Below are 18097 nucleotides of genomic sequence, written 5' to 3' on the forward strand. Positions count from 1 at the left end.
AAGGGAGTCTAGGCGCGCTGGCTGACCGGATTCATCGGATCAGTCGGGCATGCCAGTGCACCACGCTCACGTCCGTGAGGCTGGCAACCTGATCAATGATCACGCGCAAGCGTTCAGCATCAGTCTGAGCGGATTCGTACGTCTCCTTGAGCCAATTCTCCAAGGATCGACCTTCGTCGAGGCGCAGTGCGTGGACGACTTCGGCCAGGAGCTCACGCTGCCGGGCTCGCTCCGCATCGATTCCGGGACGGCCCATCACGAAGTGGACGGCAATGGCCTTCATCACTTCAACTTCATCGCGGACCTCTTCTGGCACCACCAAATCAGCGGCATAGCGAGTGAGCGGCTGATCTCCGTGACGGATGCGGGTTGCGACCTGAGTGCTCACGCAGAACCTCGAGGTGAGGTAACTGGTTGCACGTTTGAGCGCAGCCAGAGCACGCATGGAGCCGTCGAATTCGGTCGGCCAATATTCCAGGCCGAGCAAGCGGTCAATCGCCGCATTCAGTTCAGCAACATCACGGCTCGGCCCAAGTCTCCTGCTCGCCGTCTCAACAAGAATCTTCTTGTTGACGGGGTCGCGTAGTTCCTCGAAAGTGACAAGGCCGGCCTGGATCGCATCCTCAACATCGTGAATCGAGTAGGCCACATCGTCGGCCCAGTTCATCACCTGTTCCTCGATGCAGTGTTCCTCCGCGGGTGCGCCCTCGCGCAGCCAACGAAACACTGGTTCATCATCGGCGTAGTAGCCGAATTTCGGGTTTCCCTCGCGCCTTGGCCAGGGATATTTGCACGAGGCATCGAGTGTGGCGCGAGTGAGATTGAGACCAGCGCTTGCACCCGATTCGTCAAAGACCTTGGCTTCCAAACGCGAGACGATGCGCAGGGTCTGCGCATTGCCCTCGAAGCCGCCGATGCTGTCCGAAAGCCGGTTCAATTCGGTTTCGCCGTTGTGGCCAAAAGGCGGATGCCCAAGGTCGTGCGCGAGTCCGGCAACTTCGACTATGTCGGGATTGCAACCAAGGGCCTCACCTAATTCGCGAGCGATCTGCGCGACCTCAAGAGTGTGCGTCAATCGTGTCCGTGGAAAGTCGTTCAATCCAGTCGTCATCACCTGAGTCTTTGCTGCAAGACGCCGGAGCCCGGCTGAATGCAGGACGCGCGCTCGATCGCGCGCGAAGGGACTGCGCACTGATTCCTTGATTGGTTCTGAGACGTACCGCACACTCGCGGATTCGTCATAACCCGGCGGAAGACTCATCAGTACGACTTTAGCGGTGCGCCGTCCACCCAATCTCCCGCACAAGTGTGAGCATTGAGAACGTGAGTGCACCCCCCGCTACATCCTCACGCCATGGGTCTCTTCGACCAGCAATGCGAACCAAGCGCGGTTGGATCACGGCGGGAATCACGATCTCCCTCGCTTTGGTTCTGCTCATCCCAATTGGTGCCGCAATGCAGATCGTCTTCACCGCTCAGTTCGATGATCGAAGCCCAACACAGGCCATCATCTTGATGGATCCCACGCGATTCTGGGGCGACGACCCTGCAGTTATGGCCTCTCGGGCCGACCATGCTGCAGATCTCTACAACACGGGGGTTGCCCCGGTCATCATGCTCACTGGGCGTGCCCGAACTGCAGACATAGAACGCAAACTTCTTCGCGCTCGCAGCGTGCCTGACCAAGACATCGTCAGTTTCACCACATCCATGGACACCCTTGGCTCTTTGCAGATGATCGCTGCAGTGATGAGCGATCTGGGCTGGAGTTCAGCGACGATCGTTACTGATCCGCCAAACGCAGCACGGGCATCGGCTATTGCGTCTGGATTCGGAATTGATGCCCACCTCTCCCCTGCAATATCCGGACCAGGTTCGGCGATGACCAGTGACTACGTTGGGCGCGAAACTGCAGCGCTGATGCGCTACTACCTGATCAGCCGATGGACTCAGCCAGAACTGGTGAAGGCCCCCCACTCCTAGCGAGAGTCACTCCCAGTAGCGGTGCTCGCCACAGTCGCCCGGCCTGCTTCAAGTCTGGCCACCGGCACCCGGAAGGGCGAACAGGAAACGTAATCCAGCCCCACCTCATCGAAGAAATGGATCGAGTCCGGATCACCGCCGTGCTCACCACAGACTCCGCAATGCAAATTGGGCCGCGTTCGACGGCCGCGCTCGACGGCGATGCGAACGAGTTCGCCGACTCCCTCACGATCGATGGATTCGAACGGAGAAACACTGAACACTCCCTTCTCCAGATAGGTGGAGAAGAATGCGGCCTCGACATCGTCGCGACTGAAGCCCCAGGTCGTCTGTGTGAGGTCATTGGTGCCGAAGGAGAAGAACTCCGCAGCCTCCGCGATCTGATCGGCCGTCACCGCAGCTCGCGGCAACTCGATCATCGTGCCGATGGGGAAAGACAAGGTGCAGCCATTGGCATCGGCCACGTCCTTGAGGACTCCTGCTGCCTCGTCGATGACCAGTTCGAGCTCTTGGATCGAACCCACCAGCGGGATCATGATCTCGGCCATCGGGTTGCCGCCTAACTTCTTGCGGAAGCAAGCTGCCTCAGCAATGGCTCGAACCTGAAGGGCGAACAGACCAGGCAGCACCAACCCCAGGCGTACTCCGCGCAAACCCAGCATCGGATTCTGCTCGTGCAGGCGGCGCACGGCCTGAAGCATGCGCAACTCCGCGGCATTCTGCTCACCACGTGCTTCGGCCACGGCAACGCGAACCGCGAGGTCTGTGAGGTTTGGCAGGAACTCATGCAGCGGTGGGTCGATGAGCCGAATGGTCACTGGGAGACCGTCCATTGCCTCCAGAATGCGGATGAAGTCCTTGCGCTGCAAGGGCAGCAGTGCCGCCAACGCCTCGTCATGCTCCTGCTGAGTGTCGGCAATGATGAGACGCTCGACGTAGACCTTCCGCTCACCCAGGAACATGTGCTCCGTGCGCAGCAGACCGATGCCTTCGGCGCCCATCCTCCGTGAACGCAGCGCGTCGACCGGGGTATCTGCGTTCGCTCGAACGCGCAGGCGCCGACGCTTGTCGGCATGCGCGATAAGTCGGTCAACAGCATGGATCAACTCGTTCGTCGCCTGATCTGCGGTCGCCAGTGCCTCGGCCATCCCGTGTTCGAAGTACTCGGCCACCGGACTGGGCACGACCGGGACTTCACCTAGGAATACCTCTCCGGTCGCGCCGTCGATCGAAATGGAGTCGCCTTCGATCACCACGAGCCCTTCATGAGTCGTCAATCGCTTGGCCCTGGTCTCCACCTCTAGCTCCTCGGCGCCACAGACTGCGGTCTTGCCCATGCCGCGTGCCACGACTGCTGCATGCGAGGTCTTGCCGCCACGGCTGGTGAGGATTCCGGCTGCAGCGACCATTCCGGCCAGATCATCGGGATTGGTCTCACGGCGTACGAGGATCACCTGCTCCCCTGCTTCTGCCCAAGCGACAGCTGTGGCTGAATCAAAGACGGCTCGACCGACCGCGGCCCCCGGCGAAGCACTCATGCCTCGAGCGATGAGTTGATGGCTGACATCTGCGGCGAATCTCGGGAACATCAACTGTGAGAGTTGGTGGCCGCTCACGCGCAGGAGCGCTTCGTCCAGGGTGATCACATGCTCGTCGACCAGTTGCGTGGCAATTCGGAAGGCGGCTGCCGCCGTGCGCTTTCCAACACGGGTCTGCAGCATCCAGAGTTTGCCCCGCTCAATGGTGAATTCGATGTCGCACAGGTCCCGATAGTGGAGTTCCAGTCGGCGCATGATGTCGAGCAGTTCGCGGTAGGACTTCGGGTCGATGTCTTCGAGCTGCTCCAACTGAAGAGTGTTTCGGATGCCCGCTACAACATCCTCGCCCTGTGCATTCTGCAGATAGTCGCCGTAGATGCCACGGGCTCCGGTGCTCGGATCGCGCGTGAATGCGACTCCCGTGCCCGAGCCCTCACCCGCATTCCCGAATGCCATCACCTGAACGTTGACCGCCGTGCCCAGATCATGCGGAATGCGCTCTCTGCGGCGATACAGCCGCGCGCGATCGGTGTTCCAGGAATCAAAGACGGCCTGAACCGCCATGTTCAACTGCTGGTAGGGATCTTGCGGGAACTCAATGTCAGCGAGCCGCACCACCATGGCCTTGTAGATGGTGACCAGTTTCTTCAGCTCCTCTACCGGCAGGTCCACATCGGAGATCACCTGCGCACGCTGTTTGGCCTCTTCCAATGCCTGCTCAAAACCTTCGCCTTCAAGGCCAAGCACCGTCTTGCCGAACATCTGGATGAGTCGGCGATAGGAATCCCAGGCAAAGCGCTCATCATTGGCTCGCGTTGCCAGCCCGAGCACGCTCGCGTCATTGAGTCCGATGTTCAGGACGGTGTCCATCATGCCCGGCATGGAGAACCGGCCGCCTGAACGCACTGATACCAGCAGCGGATCAGTTGCATCACCGAGTCGCTGTCCCATCTCCTGCTCAAGCAGCTCCAGAAAATCCTGGATCTGCTCGGCCAATCCCTGCGGCAACGCTCCCGCCGTCAGATAGGCCCGACAGGCCGCCGTTGAGACCGTGAATCCGGGCGGGACGGGAAGACCCAATCGCGTCATCTCGGCCAGATTCGCACCCTTGCCACCCAGGAGATCAGCTTGCGATCGGTCACCCTGCGCGAACGAGAAGACATAGTGCGGAATGCCGCCGGCATCACCCAGTGTGTTCATGCACCAAGTTGAGCACTGATGAGTCGCATTGGAAAGTCACGTTGGTCATCCCGCGCGATATTGAACCAGTTCCTTCAACCGCCACTCACCGACAACTCGGCATCTTGAAGCATGAGTCGCGCCGGAGCATCCAGCTCAGGCGAATCAAGCCAGCCATCGGGCAGCGTGGGCCGACGACCGCCGGAGGTGCGACCGCGCGGTCCGGCACCGACCTCACTATTGAACGGTTGATCGGGATTGATCTGCGCGAGCAAGGCATCGAGTTCGCCGATGCTCGCGACTGTGCCCAGGCCTTGTCGGACTTGCTGCCTGACGCTGAAGCCCTTGAGGTACCAGGCCATGTGCTTGCGGATATCACGGATGCCTTTGTATTCGCCATAGTCCTGACACAGCAATTGCGCATGTCGGCGCAAGGTGAGCAGCACATGAGTCAGATCAGGATCGGCCGGAACAGCCGCGCCCGTGAATGCTGCTGCTAACTGGCCAAACAGCCAAGGTCTGCCAAGACATCCGCGGCCCACGACGACTCCGTCAGCACCTGTGCGAGCGACCATGTCGAGGGCATCCTGCGCGGTCCAGATGTCTCCATTGCCCAAGACGGGCGTGCCAATTGGCGCCAGATGATCTTTCAATCGTGCAATCGCATCCCAATCGGCGACACCCGAATACATCTGCTCAGCAGTGCGCGCATGAAGTGCAACCCACGTGGCGCCTTCCTCGGCGGCCGCACGACCGGCCTCGAGATAGGTCAGGTGATCCTCATCGATGCCCTTGCGCATCTTCACCGTCACCGGAACGCGGCCGTCCGCCGCAGTGACAGCAGCGCGGACGATCGCTCGGAAGAGATCGCGCTTCCACGGCAGTGCACTGCCGCCACCCTTGCGCGTGACCTTGGGAACCGGGCAGCCGAAGTTCATGTCGATGTGATCGGCGCGATCCTCATCAATGATGATGCGCACCGCCGCAGCCATCACCTTTGGATCAACGCCATAGAGCTGCACTGAACGCGGGACCTCATCAACATCGAAAGTGACCATGTCAATCGTCTCCGCATTGCGCTCGACCAATGCCCGCGAAGTCACCATTTCAGAGACGTACAGCCCAGCGCCGGCTTCACGACAAAGACGACGGAAAGCGCGATTGGTGATGCCCGCCATTGGCGCGAGAACAACCGGCACACTGAGGTTGCCCATCGAGATCACCGGATGATTCTGCCAGTGCGACGAGTACGAACAGAATTCAACGCAACTCCGCTCACGCGGAGGGTGAGCCGTATCGTCTCGAAATAGTCGCGATGACGACTTCATAAGACGAGTACCACGTCGTCTTGCCCTGCTCCTGCGCTGCCAGGTGTTCCCCCACCTGTTTCCAACTCCTGGCAGAAGCTTCGTCGCGCCAATACGAAACGGTGATTCCCTGACGGGTGACAGGGTCGCGTACTGAATCAATCGAGACAAAGCCCTCCCGCTGCTTCCGGCGACACCCGCACCCTCGACTCGTTAGCGCTGGCGCGCATAGGTGTGAACAACCACGCCGTTGTCGAAGTTCTGCGTTGTGCGATAACTGAGTGCGTAGGTGTCCTCGACCTCATCGAAGAGGCCAAAGCCACTTCCAAGAATGATCGGAAAGATCATGAAGTGATACTCATCAACCAGATCAAGTTCTTTGAGCGCATTGACGACCGTGCGACTGCCAGCCACCTGGATCTCACCGCGATGCGCAGCTTTTACCTTGTCGACTTCGGTGCGAAAATGACCCGAAAGGACCGAGGTGTTGTTCCAGTCGGCCAAAGTCATGGTGGTGCTTACCACATACTTTGGCATCGCGTTTATCTTGTCTGCGAACTCTCCGTCGCGTTCTGGCCAGGCTCCCGCGAAACTCTCGTAGGTAGTGCGCCCAATAAGCAAGGCTTCCGAATCCAGCACTTCCTGCAATTTGTACTCAAGCCAGTCGTCGTTGGCATAACTGTGCACCCATCCTGAGTGCTCGAATCCCTCTTCGCCGCCCGGAGCTTCAACAACTCCGTCGAGGGACATGAACGTGGTGACGACAATTTTGCCCATGCGCGCAGCCTAGATGTGGCTCAGTACGAAGGCAGACGAATGGCGAGCCATGCCGGCAGCGCATCAAGGCCGATGCGCTCCTGCTGCATGGTGTCGCGCTCACGAACTGTTACGGCCTGATCCTCAAGGGTGTCGAAATCAACCGTGACGCAGAAAGGAGTACCGATCTCGTCCTGACGGCGATAGCGGCGGCCAATAGCACCGGCATCGTCGAACTCAACATTCCACCGCTTACGCAATTCAGTGGCGAGATCTTTGGCCTTGGGCGAGAGATCTGCATTGCGCGAGAGCGGCAAGACTGCGACCTTGACCGGTGCGAGACGGGGATCAAGTCGAAGCACTGTGCGGGTATCGACCCCACCCTTGGAGTTGGGTGCTTGGTCTTCGTCGTACGAATCCAGCAGGAAGGCCAAAACTGCGCGGGTCAATCCGGCAGCAGGCTCAATGACGTAGGGCACCCAGCGCTCTTCTGAGTCCTGGTCAAAGTAGGAAAGATCAGTACCGGAGTGCTGACCGTGCGTGGTCAAATCAAAATCGGTGCGGTTGGCGATGCCTTCAAGCTCTGCCCACTCGGAGCCGGCGAATCGGAATCGATATTCGATGTCGACAGTGCGCTTGGAATAGTGCGAGAGCTTCTCCTTGGGGTGCTCAAGGAAACGCATGTTCTCAGAATCAAGGCCTAGGTCGACATACCAATCCCAGCGCTGCTTCAGCCAGTACTCATGCCATTCCTCATCAGTGCCGGGCTTGACGAAGAATTCCATTTCCATCTGCTCAAACTCACGCGTGCGGAAGATGAAGTTGCCAGGAGTGATCTCGTTGCGGAAACTCTTGCCCGTCTGGCCGATGCCAAAAGGAGGCTTCTTGCGAGCCGCGTTCATCACATTGAGGTAGTTGACGAAGATTCCCTGCGCTGTTTCCGGGCGGAGGTAGTGAATGGCTCCCGCGTCTTCAACAGGACCGACCGTGGTGCGCAGCATGCCGTTGAAATCGCGGGGCTCGGTGAATTCGCCTTTGTTTCCACAGTTGGAGCAGGTGATGTCAGCGAGCCCATTGGCTGGCGCGCGGCCATGCTTCTCTTCGTACTGCTCGATGAGTTGATCTGCGCGCCAACGACGATTGCACTTCTTGCATTCGGTCAGCGGATCAACAAACGCGTTGACATGGCCCGATGCTTCCCACACCTGCGGCGCAAGAATGATTGACGAATCAAGGCCAACAACGTCCTCGCGACCCCGAACCATGTACTGCCACCACTGGCGGCGCACATTGTCTTTGAGCTCAACACCGTTGGGGCCATAGTCCCAAGCTGAACGGGTACCGCCATAGATTTCTGAAGATGGGAAGACAAATCCTCGACGCTTGCAGAGATTGACTACTGCATCAACACGATCGGCGGCCATTGAGCGCTCCATTTCCGAAGCGCTTGCGGCGCTCCAATCCGGCTGGGTGTCGGCGGGTGGAGGGAGTCTACGAGAGAAGGTCGAAATCCAGGTAGTGACCTTCCAAGGGCAAGCCGTCCGCGCACACGTGCAGGACAGCAAGTTCGTCGTAGATAGCGCCGAGTTCTGCAATGCGCTCTTGGGGACACACCGGCACCGCGAGAACAATCCGCAAGGCGCCCGTCGCTCGGATGGCCACGCCGACAACGCGCGCCGCTGTTCCCGATTCAACTCCGTCATCAACCACGATCACGGTTCGCCCGAGAGTCTCGGGCAATTCAGTGGTGGTTACCGAATCGCCCGTCTTCAGAACTGCCACCGGTTCGCACGGGACGCCGAGTGCCCTTGCCACCGGACTTGCCACCAACTGCCCTCGAGCATTCATCCCGATGACACATGGGTCAAAGAATCGTCCAGAAGCGAGCACTTCAACGGCCAGAAGGCGCCCTGCTTCCGCGAAACTTGAATAGGCGGTCACAGTTGAACCGGCGGAACTCTCGCGGCCGAGGCGCGGCCCAGCCCAATGACGTCGGCGTCTGCCGCACGCCCAGAGGCAACGGTGATCGTTTCTCCATCACTGATCATGTGCACAGCTTCAAAGGCGGAGGATTCGTCGATGGCCTGCGACAACAGCGGAACCGCAGAAACCTTGACCTCAAATCTTGAAAGAGCCCGACGGTAGGAACCAACGTCTTTCCATCGGGTGGTGACCAGGCGCAAATCAGTCTCATCAGTGGCCTGAGCGATTGCGCCATCAATGAATCCGACACTCCCAGCCAGGGTCGCCAAAGCGAGACGGGCATCCTCGGCAAAGCTCGCACTCTGATCCGAAGCGACCCGAAAGCGGTTGATCACAAGCAAGATGGGCGCACTAGAGTCACCCTGCAGTTCACTCACCGCTCGACGGTAGCGGGTATCGGAGGATTCATGGCCAAGCCCCCACGCCAACTGCCGCCAGGTGTGCGCGGACCCAGCGGTCCGGGACGCGAGGCAGTTGAGCGCCGAAGCATGCGGTTCCTACTCATCCTCAATCGCTTGCCTCGATGGCTCGTAGTAGTAGTCATGGGCGCATTGCTGTTCCTCGGACTCATTCAGACCGGCCCGCTGGCCTGGCTTGGTGGAGTCCTGCTGCTGATCGTTACCGCCTTCTTGTTCTGGCTGCTTGTTCTGGCTTGGCCCGTGCTGCCTACCCAGGCCCGTCTCATCCGCTTGATCGTGGTCGGTGGCGCCTTCGGCATTGCGATCTTGAAGTTCCTCGGTCGCTTCTAGTTTGAAATTGACAATCATTTTCAATAAGCCTAGGTTTTCGCCATGGCCTTCATCGCAGGGCGCACCTCTGCGCTGATCCTGCTCACAGCGGTAGGCCTGAGCGCTTGCAGCAGCGCTGAGCCCTCGAGTTCGACTTCCTCCGATGGACTGTCAATCGTGGCCACTACCACGATGCTCGGCAGCGTCGTGGGTGACTTGGCGGCCTGTGCTGGGGGTGAGGTCACCACCTTGCTCCCCAATGGAGCCGATCCGCATGACTTTGCTCCGTCCTCCCAGCAAGTGGCATCGCTCGTTCACGCCGACATCGTGATCGCAAATGGGCTCGGCCTCGAAGGTGGGCTCGTTGACGCTTTGGAGTCAGCGAAAAGCGACGGTGCAACGGTGTATGAAGTCGCGCCTGACATTTCCCCTCGCAAGTTCGCTGGGACAACGACCCCGGACCCTCACTTCTGGTTCGACATGACGCGCATGGCGCATGCGGTCGAGCTGATTGGCGATCAGCTCGCCGTGAAGGGTGGCGCAAAATACAAGAGCTGTGCCACTGCAGAAGCAGAAAAGATCCGCTCAGCAGAGCAAGAGGTGAAGGCGATTTTGGCGTCAGTGCCAGCGAAGAGGCGTGTGCTGGTCACTGATCACGACGCATTTGGCTACTTTGCGAATGCATACGGCTACTCAATTGTTGGCGCCGTCATTCCCTCTGGCACCACCTTGGCTGAGCCAAGCACGGTCGACCTTGCAGCGCTCGCCAAGACGATCACGGACAAGGGAGTCACGGCGATCTTCGCGAACACCAATACCCCGAAGGCTTTGGCTACAGCCGTTGCAGGGGAAGTGGGATACCCGGTTTCCGTCGTTGATCTGTACGTCGACAGCCTGGGACCCGCGGGCAGCAGTGCCGGCACCTACATCGGATACATGCACACCGATGCTCAGCGCATCGCAGAGGCCTTGAAGAGCTGACATGGACTGGTGGATCGAGCCCTTCTCGCTGGGCTTTGAGCAGCGCGCACTCATCGGAGGCGCGCTTGCCGGTTTGATGTCTTCCATCGTCGGAACGTGGTTGGTCCTTCGCGGGATGAGCTTCTTCGGCGATGCATTCGTGCATGGAGTTGTTCCCGGCATTGCTGCGGCAGTCGTCCTGGGTATCAATCCCGTCATTGGGGCAGCAGTCGCGGCCCTTGTGATGGTGCTGCTGATCGAGCTGGTGAATCGTCAAACCGCGCTTACTGAAGACACTGGCATCGGTCTGCTGTTCGTAGGCATGCTGGCACTTGGCGTCGTGATCATCTCCAGGCTGAGCTCTTTCTCGGGCAGTCTGACCACCATCTTGTTTGGTGATGCACTGGGCGTGACGACCAGCGATCTATGGGCTCAAGGAATACTTGCTCTGGCAATTGTCATCGTGACAACGGCTCTCTATCGACCACTGCTGGCGCTTTCGTTCAATCGCGACAAGGCCGAGCTTCTCGGGATGCGACCCAAAGCCACCCACGCGGCTCTGCTGATCCTGATTGCCGCGGCAGTGATCGGAAGTTTCCAATCGGTGGGAACGCTGCTGGTCTTCGGACTGCTGGTCGGACCGCCGGCTACAGCGGCACTTCTGGCGCGGACCGTGCCGCGCATGATGCTGATCTCGGCGGGAATAGCTCTGGTCTCTGTGTGGCTTGGCCTCACCTTCAGCTACCACCTCGGCACAGCGGGTTCGGCAACCATGGCGCTGATGCCGATTCTTATCTTCTTCATCGTGCTCACCGTCACTCGACTTCGCATGATCTTTGCCAAGAGAACTGCAGTGGAGAAGGCCGAATATGCCTGACGTGCATAGCCATCACAACCACAGCGCCGCAGTTGACGCTGTGGTTGCCGACGATGTCGTGCTCGGGCATAACTCGCATATCGCAGTGCATGCCTCGTCGTTCTTCATCCCCGCTGGCAAAGTGACAACCGTCATCGGACCAAACGGCAGCGGCAAATCAACCTTGCTGCACGCCATCGCGGGGCTGATCAGTCCACTCGCCGGCAGCCTTCGCGTACTCGATTCGCAACCACAGTCACGTCGGGAGCACATCAGCTACGTCCTGCAGAACACGACCGTGCCCGTCGGCACACCGATCACCGTTGCCGAGTCCGTAATGATGGGTCGCTACCCCGGGCTTGGGTTGATGCGCCGCCCAAGCAAGCTCGACAAAGCTCGGGTAGGTGAGGCGATGGAGAAGCTGCGCATCACCGATCTTGCCAAGCGCCATTTGAGTGAGTTGTCAGGTGGCCAACGGCAGCGGGTCTACGTGGCTCAAGGCATTGCGCAGGATCACGATCTGCTGCTGCTCGACGAGCCTTTGACTGGTTTGGACATCGGCTCTGCTCAGACGATTGACGAAATCATCCATCAAGAGCCCGAGGGCGGGTGCACGGTCATCCTCACCACCCACGACCTGGATGAGGCTCGGGCTTCAGATTTCGTTGTGCTGTTGGCCGGGCGCGTGATAGCTGCAGGCCCACCGGCAGCCGTGCTCACCAATGACAATCTGCTGACTGCCTACGGGCTTGGCGGATTGCATCGAAGCGAAGATGCCGAGCCCTCCACCGATCATCATCATCACGAAGACGGTCACAACGATCACGACCACAACCACGGGCATTGAGATGACAAGCGGACCACGTTCTACCCGCCAACGCGCCGCAGTTGCGTCAGCGCTCGATGGCTTAGATGACTTTCGCTCAAGCCAGGAATTACATGAATACCTCCGCACTCGGGGCGAAAGCGTGGGGCTCACCACGGTCTACCGGACTCTGCGAGCAATGGCTGATGCTGGCGAAGTCGATGTCATCGTCCGCGAAGACGGGGAGTCTGTCTATCGCCAGTGCAGCGGCTCACACCATCATCACTTGGTCTGCCGCAAATGTGGCTCGGCAGTTGAGATCGAAGGACCGGCGGTTGAGCGCTGGGCTGATGCGGTAGCTGCGCAACACAGATTCACCGAAGTCAGCCATACCTTGGAGCTCTTCGGCTTATGCGCTCATTGCGGCGCTTGATTCGGAAGTGCTCCGCCGTAGCGACGATCTCGTGCGGCATAGATCTCGCAGGCATGCCACAGATGTCGGCGATCGAAATCGGGCCACAAGGTGTCCATGAACACCAGTTCGGCATATGCCGACTGCCAGAGCAAGAAGTTGCTCGTGCGCTGCTCCCCCGACGATCGAATGAACAGATCGACATCAGGCATATCGGGCTCGTCGAGATAGCGGTGGAACATTCGCTCGTCGATGCGCTCGGCATTCAATCGACCAGCTTGAACATCGCGAGCCATCGCTGCAGCTGCATCAGCAATTTCCGCTCGGCCCCCGTAGTTCACACACATCGTCAGCGTCAGCGTTGTGTTCTTGGCCGTCAGCCGCTCGGCTTCTTCCAACTCATTGATCACACTGCGCCACAACTTTGGTCGCCGTCCGGCCCATCGGATACGAACGCCCATCTCATTCATCTCATCACGGCGACGACGAATGACATCGCGATTGAATCCCATCAGGAATCGCACCTCTTCAGGTGAGCGTTTCCAGTTCTCAGTTGAGAAGGCGTAGGCAGAGATCCAGCCGATGCCGAGCTCGAGTGCGCCATGCACGCAATCGAGCAGGCTGGCCTCGCCTTGTTCATGTCCCGCAGTTCGGGGCAGCCCGCGCTCCTTTGCCCAGCGCCCATTGCCGTCCATCACGACAGCAACATGACGGGGCACGAGATCAGATGGCAACTTCGGCGGCTTGACGCCGGCGCTATGCGGCGTTGGAAGGCGCACCTGCTTCTTCATGAACCAAGCTTTCGATCGTCACGGTCGACAAAAGGCAGCGAACGCAATCCCCGCTCCAAGTGCCATTGCAAAAAGGCTGCCACCAGCCCGCTGGCTTCCCTACGCTCGCGCACCTCACTGGCATCGGCAAGCTCCCAGTCGCCACTGAGCAGGGCAGCGAGCAAGGCGATGGCGGCGATCGATGGAGTTGCCGAACCTGGTGGGCGGCAATCGCCACACACCATGCCGCCACCTTGGACTGAGAAGGCCCGATGCGGGCCGGCTGTACCACAGCGCGCGCACTCATCGAAAGAAGGCGACCAACCAGCGATGGATAAGGACCTCAAGAGATAGGAATCCAAGATGAGCGGTGAATCGTGACCGCCGCCGACCAGTGATCGCAATCCACTCAAGAGCAGGACGTACTGCTGCACGGCGGGCTCGCGCTCAACTGGAGTCAGACGCTCGGCTGTCTCGACCATCGCCATTGCTGTAGTCCAACGTCCGTAGTCACCTGAGAGTTGCGCTCCGTGCGAGTCGATGGTCTCAACCTGCGTGACGTTGTCCAGGTTCTTTCCCTCGTAGAGCTGCACATCGACATGACTGAACGGCTCAAGGCGAGCCCCAATGCGACTGGATGTCTTGCGAACCCCGCGAGCCACTGCTCGGACTCGACCATGCCTGCGAGTCAAGAGAGTCACGATGCGATCGGCCTCGCCCAATTTGTGGGTCCGCAGCACGATGGCTTCGTCACGATAAAGCGGCACAGGACATTGTCATCTTCACTCGGGGTTCCGGCCAACTGCCACGCCTGTCAGAGGCGTGAAAGGGCTAGAAACCAAGGCGGCGCAGCTGCTTGGGATCGCGCTGCCAATCCTTGGCGATCTTCACTCGAATATCCAAATAGACCGGCGTGCCAACCAAATGCTCGATGTTCTGGCGAGCCTTGGTGCCCACCGCTTTCAAGCGCGAGCCGCCCTTGCCGATGATGATCGACTTCTGGCTGTCACGTTCAACGAAGAGGTTCGCGTGGATGTCGGTCAACGGACGATCTGCAGATCGTCCCGCTCGCAGGCCCATCTCTTCGATGGTCACAGCGATCGAATGTGGGAGTTCGTCGCTCACGCCTTCCAGTGCGGCTTCGCGGATGAGCTCGGCGACTGCGATCTCCAAAGGCTCATCAGTGACCTCTCCATCGACATAGAGCAGTGGACCTTCAGGCATCAGGTCGATGAATTCCGCCACAAGAGCATCGATGTTCTCGCCGTTGTTGGCCGAGACCGGCACGATCGCTGCCCATTGAGTGCCAAGTTGCTCAGCCAGCAATTGAGCATCGAGCAAACGCTCAGCAAGCGCCTCACGCGAGACTTTGTCGGACTTGGTGATGATGGCAATGATGGGAATTCGGCCGAGCTCGACGATCTGCTTGGCGATGTAGCGGTCGCCTGGCCCGATCAATTGATCGGCCGGAAGACAAAGGCCGATTGCGTCGACTGTGGTCCAGGTTTCGCGGACCTGATCGTTGAGGCGTTCTCCAAGGAGAGTGCGTGGACGGTGCAAGCCCGGGGTGTCGACGAGGATGAGTTGGGATTCTTCGCTTGTAAGGATTCCTCGAATGAGTCGCCGGGTGGTCTGCGGCTTCGATGAGGTGATGGCGATCTTCTGCCCAACCAAGCGGTTCGTCAGCGTTGACTTCCCAGCATTGGGGCGTCCGACGATGGAGACGAAACCACTGCGAAAGGCCATCAGGACGCTATCCGCGACTGCACGGAGCCGTTCGCAGCACAGATCAGGATTGTGACACCCGACCCACCAAGATCGCGCACACTTGTGTGTTCAATCTCAGAGCCGCCGACCACAACTGCACACTCAAGACCCGTCGCACCGGCGGCCACTGCCTGCGCAACGGCGAGCTCCAAACTGCTCAGATGCAAACTCGGCAATTCGACTGTTGCCCCTGCATAGGTTCTGCCGAGTTCATCGCGCACAGCAGCCCCCTGACTAGCACCGATGCGAGCACGTGCCCCGCGCGCCAAAGTGACGAGCTTGGCGTCTTCAGGGTTCAGTTCATCCATCGGTCTGAGCCTTCACTTGATCCTCTGCGAATATGCGCTCCACGCGAATAGCGTTGATTCGGTTGCGGCGCCCACCGCTGCTCTCGGCAGTCAACACATAGCCATCTTCAATGATTGCCGCTCCAGGAATCGGCACGCGACCCAGTCGCTTGGCCAGAAGCCCGAGCACTGTGTCCACGCCTTCTTCTTCAGCGTCGATCTTGATGCCGAGAAGCTCAGCCACATCCTCAACGTGCATGCGCGAACTCACGCGATAGCCACCATCGCCCAGCTCGGTCACCTCAGGCATCTCAGTGTCATATTCATCAGCGATCTCACCGACGATCTCCTCGAGCACATCTTCGATAGTGACCAAGCCGGCCGTACCGCCGTATTCATCAACCACGATGGCCAGGTGAACGCGCGCGGCCTGCATATCGCGCAGAAGCTCATCGACCGGCTTGCTGTCGGGCACGAAGAAGGTCTTGCGCATCAGCGACTCAACGAGTTCATCCTCCTCGGCCTGACGATCATCGAAGACTCGTCGCACGAGGTCCTTCAGATACACCACGCCGACAATGTCATCAGCGCCTTCACCGATGACCGGGATCCGACTGAATCCGGATCGCAGGCCAAGAGACAGTGCCTGCCGCAAGGATTTCTGGCGCTCGACAACGACCATCTCGGTGCGCGGAACCATGACCTCTCGCGCGCGCGTATCGCCAAGTTCAAAGACCGAGTGAATCATCTGACGCTCGTCGTCCTCGATGAGGCTGTCGGCTTCAGCGAGGTCAACCAACTCGCGCAATTCAGCTTGTGACGCAAACGGACCTTCGCGATAGCCCTTGCCGGGAGTCAACGCATTGCCGATCACAATCAACAATGAGGTGATCGGCCCAAGGATCGTGGCCATTGTGCGCACCAACCCTGCGCTCGACATCGCAATGCGATCAGCGTGCTGGCGCCCAAGGGTACGCGGCGCAACGCCGAGAGCAACGTATGAGACGACGACCATGACCCCGACTGCGAGCAATAAGGCGCCGCCGTATGACCAGTCGTGCCCAATGGCAAGGGTGTCAACGCAGACATACCCAACGATGACTGTCGCGCCAACGGTGGCAACGGTAGACAAGAAGAGCAGGACGTTCACGTAGCGAGCACGATCCTCGAGCAGGATCAACAGTCGGTCGGCTGACTTCTGCTTTTCTCGTCGGAGTTCCTCGATCCGAGATCGCGAGACCCGACCAATGGCCGTTTCGGCACTGACGAGCAGACCTGCGAGCACCACAAGAACCACTGCGATGGCGAGCAGCCAGGCGCTAGCCACGTTCTCCCCCTACTACGCCGCGTGCGCCCTGCCACTGCACCAGCAGTTCATCCTGAAATGCGAACATCACGTCGTACTCATCCTCTGTTGCATGGTCGTAGCCGATGAGATGCAGCATCCCATGAACCAGAAGGAACTCCAGCCGCTGCGACAGGGACATCCCCGGGCGCTGGGTGTCATATTCAACAAACTCCGGACAGATCACGATGTCGCCGAGCATCCCGGGTTGGGGATCCATTGATGGCCGCAGCTCATCCATCGGGAAGGACAGGATGTCGGTAGCACCCGGCTCCTGCATCCATTCAAGATGCAGTTCCTCCATATCGGCCGTACTGATCAGAGTGATCGCCAACTCAGTTTCCGGGTGCAATTGCAAGGCGCCGAAAAGGAACTCAGCCTCAGCCTTCAGTCCTTCCAGATCAACTTGGTAATTCGTCTCGTTCTCGCAAGTCAGCGTCATACTTCGCGCTGCGCCTCATAACGCGCATAGGCCTCAACAATGCGTCCAACGAGTTTGTGACGCACCACATCGCCGGAAGTCAACTGACAAAAAGCCACGTCATCGATCTCGTCGAGGATGTCGCCGACGACGCGCAGGCCGCTCGTAGTGCCGCCGGGCAGATCAACCTGGGTCACGTCACCGGTGATCACCATCGTCGAGCCAAAGCCAAGACGGGTGAGGAACATCTTCATCTGTTCGGCCGAGGTGTTCTGCGCCTCATCAAGAATGATGAATGCGTCGTTCAGGGTGCGGCCACGCATGTACGCAAGCGGTGCGACTTCGATTGTGCCGCTGGTCATCAGTCGCGGGATCGACTCGGGATCGATCATGTCGTGCAGCGCGTCGTAGAGCGGACGCAAATATGGGTCGATCTTCTCCGACAGGGTTCCGGGCAGGAAACCAAGGCGCTCACCAGCTTCAACGGCAGGGCGAGTCAGGATGATGCGTGACACCCTCTTTGCCTGGAGGGCCTGCACGCCTTTTGCCACAGCGAGGTACGTCTTGCCGGTACCTGCCGGGCCGATGCCGAACACGACGGTGTTGTTGTCGATGGCGTCCACATAGCGCTTCTGATTGAGAGTCTTGGCCCGAATCGTGCGCCCGCGATTGCTCAGGATATTTGCCGTCAGCACCTCAGTGGGGCGAGTGCCACTGCGAAGAAGAGTGATGCTGCGATCCACTGACTCTTGGGTCAGCAACTGCCCCGTGCGCAGCACAGCGAGCATCTCGCCGATGAGTGTCTCTGCGATTCCAACCTCTTCAGGTGCACCGGTCAACTGAATTTCATTGCCGCGCACAAGTATCACCACGGCTGGAAAGGCCGCCTCTATCAATCGAATGTGCGCATCGCTGACGCCCAGGAGCGCAACCATCGGCTGTGAAGCAGGAACAGTGATGCGCGCCTCTGCGCGCGACTCAGAAGGCAGGATGCTCATGC

At 59.3% G+C, this 18097-nt stretch carries 20 protein-coding genes; 6 read left to right on the forward strand and 14 right to left on the reverse strand.

Annotated elements, in window-relative coordinates; all coding sequences use genetic code 11:
* Window positions 1–31: 31 nt before the first annotated feature.
* Window positions 32–1261, reverse strand: a complete 1230-nt coding sequence (locus Q7L55_05245; protein MDO8731963.1) for a deoxyguanosinetriphosphate triphosphohydrolase — start codon at window positions 1259–1261, stop codon at window positions 32–34.
* Between the two features lie 62 nt (window positions 1262–1323).
* On the opposite strand from Q7L55_05245, the gene Q7L55_05250 reads away from it, so the two are divergent.
* Window positions 1324–1983 (forward strand): YdcF family protein, encoded by a 660-nt coding sequence (locus tag Q7L55_05250; GenBank protein MDO8731964.1) that lies wholly within the window; start codon window positions 1324–1326, stop codon window positions 1981–1983.
* Here the strand turns inward: Q7L55_05250 and ppdK are convergent.
* The 6 genes from ppdK to Q7L55_05280 all read right to left on the reverse strand — a co-directional run bounded on the left by ppdK (window position 1980) and on the right by Q7L55_05280 (window position 9123).
* Window positions 1980–4721: a pyruvate, phosphate dikinase gene (gene ppdK, locus Q7L55_05255; GenBank protein ID MDO8731965.1), complete on the reverse strand. Its 2742-nt coding sequence runs from the start codon at window positions 4719–4721 to the stop codon at window positions 1980–1982. The genes Q7L55_05250 and ppdK overlap by 4 nt on opposite strands.
* A gap of 74 nt (window positions 4722–4795) precedes the next feature.
* Window positions 4796–5914 carry a tRNA dihydrouridine synthase DusB gene (dusB, locus tag Q7L55_05260; GenBank protein MDO8731966.1) on the reverse strand — a complete coding sequence of 373 codons (1119 nt, stop codon included), beginning with the start codon at window positions 5912–5914 and terminating at the stop codon, window positions 4796–4798.
* A 306-nt stretch (window positions 5915–6220) separates the two neighbouring features.
* Complete coding sequence (locus Q7L55_05265; protein MDO8731967.1) at window positions 6221–6784, reverse strand: dihydrofolate reductase family protein; 564 nt, start codon at window positions 6782–6784, stop codon at window positions 6221–6223.
* Window positions 6785–6804: 20 nt separating this feature from the next.
* Window positions 6805–8187 carry a glycine--tRNA ligase gene (locus Q7L55_05270; protein ID MDO8731968.1) on the reverse strand — a complete coding sequence of 461 codons (1383 nt, stop codon included), beginning with the start codon at window positions 8185–8187 and terminating at the stop codon, window positions 6805–6807.
* 67 nt (window positions 8188–8254) lie between these two features.
* Window positions 8255–8704, reverse strand: coding sequence for a phosphoribosyltransferase family protein (locus Q7L55_05275; GenBank protein ID MDO8731969.1), 450 nt, complete (start codon window positions 8702–8704; stop codon window positions 8255–8257).
* Complete coding sequence (locus Q7L55_05280; protein MDO8731970.1) at window positions 8701–9123, reverse strand: antibiotic biosynthesis monooxygenase; 423 nt, start codon at window positions 9121–9123, stop codon at window positions 8701–8703. Before Q7L55_05280 ends, Q7L55_05275 begins: the two co-directional genes overlap by 4 nt.
* 30 nt (window positions 9124–9153) lie before the next feature.
* Here Q7L55_05280 and Q7L55_05285 point away from each other — a divergent pair, with 30 nt between their 5' ends.
* Genes Q7L55_05285 through Q7L55_05305 form a run of 5 tightly spaced genes read left to right on the forward strand, consistent with a single transcriptional unit; the run spans window position 9154 to window position 12528 of the window.
* Window positions 9154–9495: a hypothetical protein gene (locus Q7L55_05285; GenBank protein ID MDO8731971.1), complete on the forward strand. Its 342-nt coding sequence runs from the start codon at window positions 9154–9156 to the stop codon at window positions 9493–9495.
* A 42-nt stretch (window positions 9496–9537) separates the two neighbouring features.
* The gene (locus Q7L55_05290; GenBank protein ID MDO8731972.1) at window positions 9538–10455 is read left to right on the forward strand and encodes a metal ABC transporter substrate-binding protein; all 918 of its coding nucleotides are present in this window, start codon (window positions 9538–9540) and stop codon (window positions 10453–10455) included.
* Between the two features lies 1 nt (window position 10456).
* Entirely contained in the window at window positions 10457–11311 is an 855-nt protein-coding gene (locus Q7L55_05295; protein ID MDO8731973.1) for a metal ABC transporter permease, read from the forward strand.
* On the forward strand, window positions 11304–12137 hold the full coding sequence (locus tag Q7L55_05300) for a metal ABC transporter ATP-binding protein (protein ID MDO8731974.1): 834 nt from the start codon (window positions 11304–11306) through the stop codon (window positions 12135–12137). Before Q7L55_05295 ends, Q7L55_05300 begins: the two co-directional genes overlap by 8 nt.
* A gap of 1 nt (window position 12138) precedes the next feature.
* Entirely contained in the window at window positions 12139–12528 is a 390-nt protein-coding gene (locus tag Q7L55_05305) for a transcriptional repressor (GenBank protein MDO8731975.1), read from the forward strand.
* Here the strand turns inward: Q7L55_05305 and Q7L55_05310 are convergent.
* The 7 genes from Q7L55_05310 to Q7L55_05340 form a co-directional block, all read right to left on the reverse strand.
* Window positions 12513–13298 (reverse strand): isoprenyl transferase, encoded by a 786-nt coding sequence (locus tag Q7L55_05310; protein MDO8731976.1) that lies wholly within the window; start codon window positions 13296–13298, stop codon window positions 12513–12515. The genes Q7L55_05305 and Q7L55_05310 overlap by 16 nt on opposite strands.
* Window positions 13295–14044: a DNA repair protein RecO gene (gene recO, locus Q7L55_05315; protein MDO8731977.1), complete on the reverse strand. Its 750-nt coding sequence runs from the start codon at window positions 14042–14044 to the stop codon at window positions 13295–13297. Before recO ends, Q7L55_05310 begins: the two co-directional genes overlap by 4 nt.
* Window positions 14045–14108: 64 nt before the next feature.
* On the reverse strand, window positions 14109–15023 hold the full coding sequence (gene era / locus Q7L55_05320; GenBank protein ID MDO8731978.1) for a GTPase Era: 915 nt from the start codon (window positions 15021–15023) through the stop codon (window positions 14109–14111).
* Complete coding sequence (locus Q7L55_05325) at window positions 15023–15352, reverse strand: cytidine deaminase (protein ID MDO8731979.1); 330 nt, start codon at window positions 15350–15352, stop codon at window positions 15023–15025. Before Q7L55_05325 ends, era begins: the two co-directional genes overlap by 1 nt.
* Complete coding sequence (locus tag Q7L55_05330; GenBank protein MDO8731980.1) at window positions 15345–16658, reverse strand: hemolysin family protein; 1314 nt, start codon at window positions 16656–16658, stop codon at window positions 15345–15347. Before Q7L55_05330 ends, Q7L55_05325 begins: the two co-directional genes overlap by 8 nt.
* Entirely contained in the window at window positions 16651–17118 is a 468-nt protein-coding gene (gene ybeY / locus Q7L55_05335) for an rRNA maturation RNase YbeY (protein ID MDO8731981.1), read from the reverse strand. The genes Q7L55_05330 and ybeY overlap by 8 nt, the downstream gene beginning before the upstream one ends.
* Window positions 17115–18095, reverse strand: a complete 981-nt coding sequence (locus Q7L55_05340; GenBank protein ID MDO8731982.1) for a PhoH family protein — start codon at window positions 18093–18095, stop codon at window positions 17115–17117. The genes ybeY and Q7L55_05340 overlap by 4 nt, the downstream gene beginning before the upstream one ends.
* Window positions 18096–18097: the final 2 nt, after the last annotated feature.

The sequence above is a fragment of the Actinomycetota bacterium genome, from assembly GCA_030650795.1.
Classification (GTDB): Bacteria; Actinomycetota; Actinomycetes; order S36-B12; family S36-B12; genus UBA11398.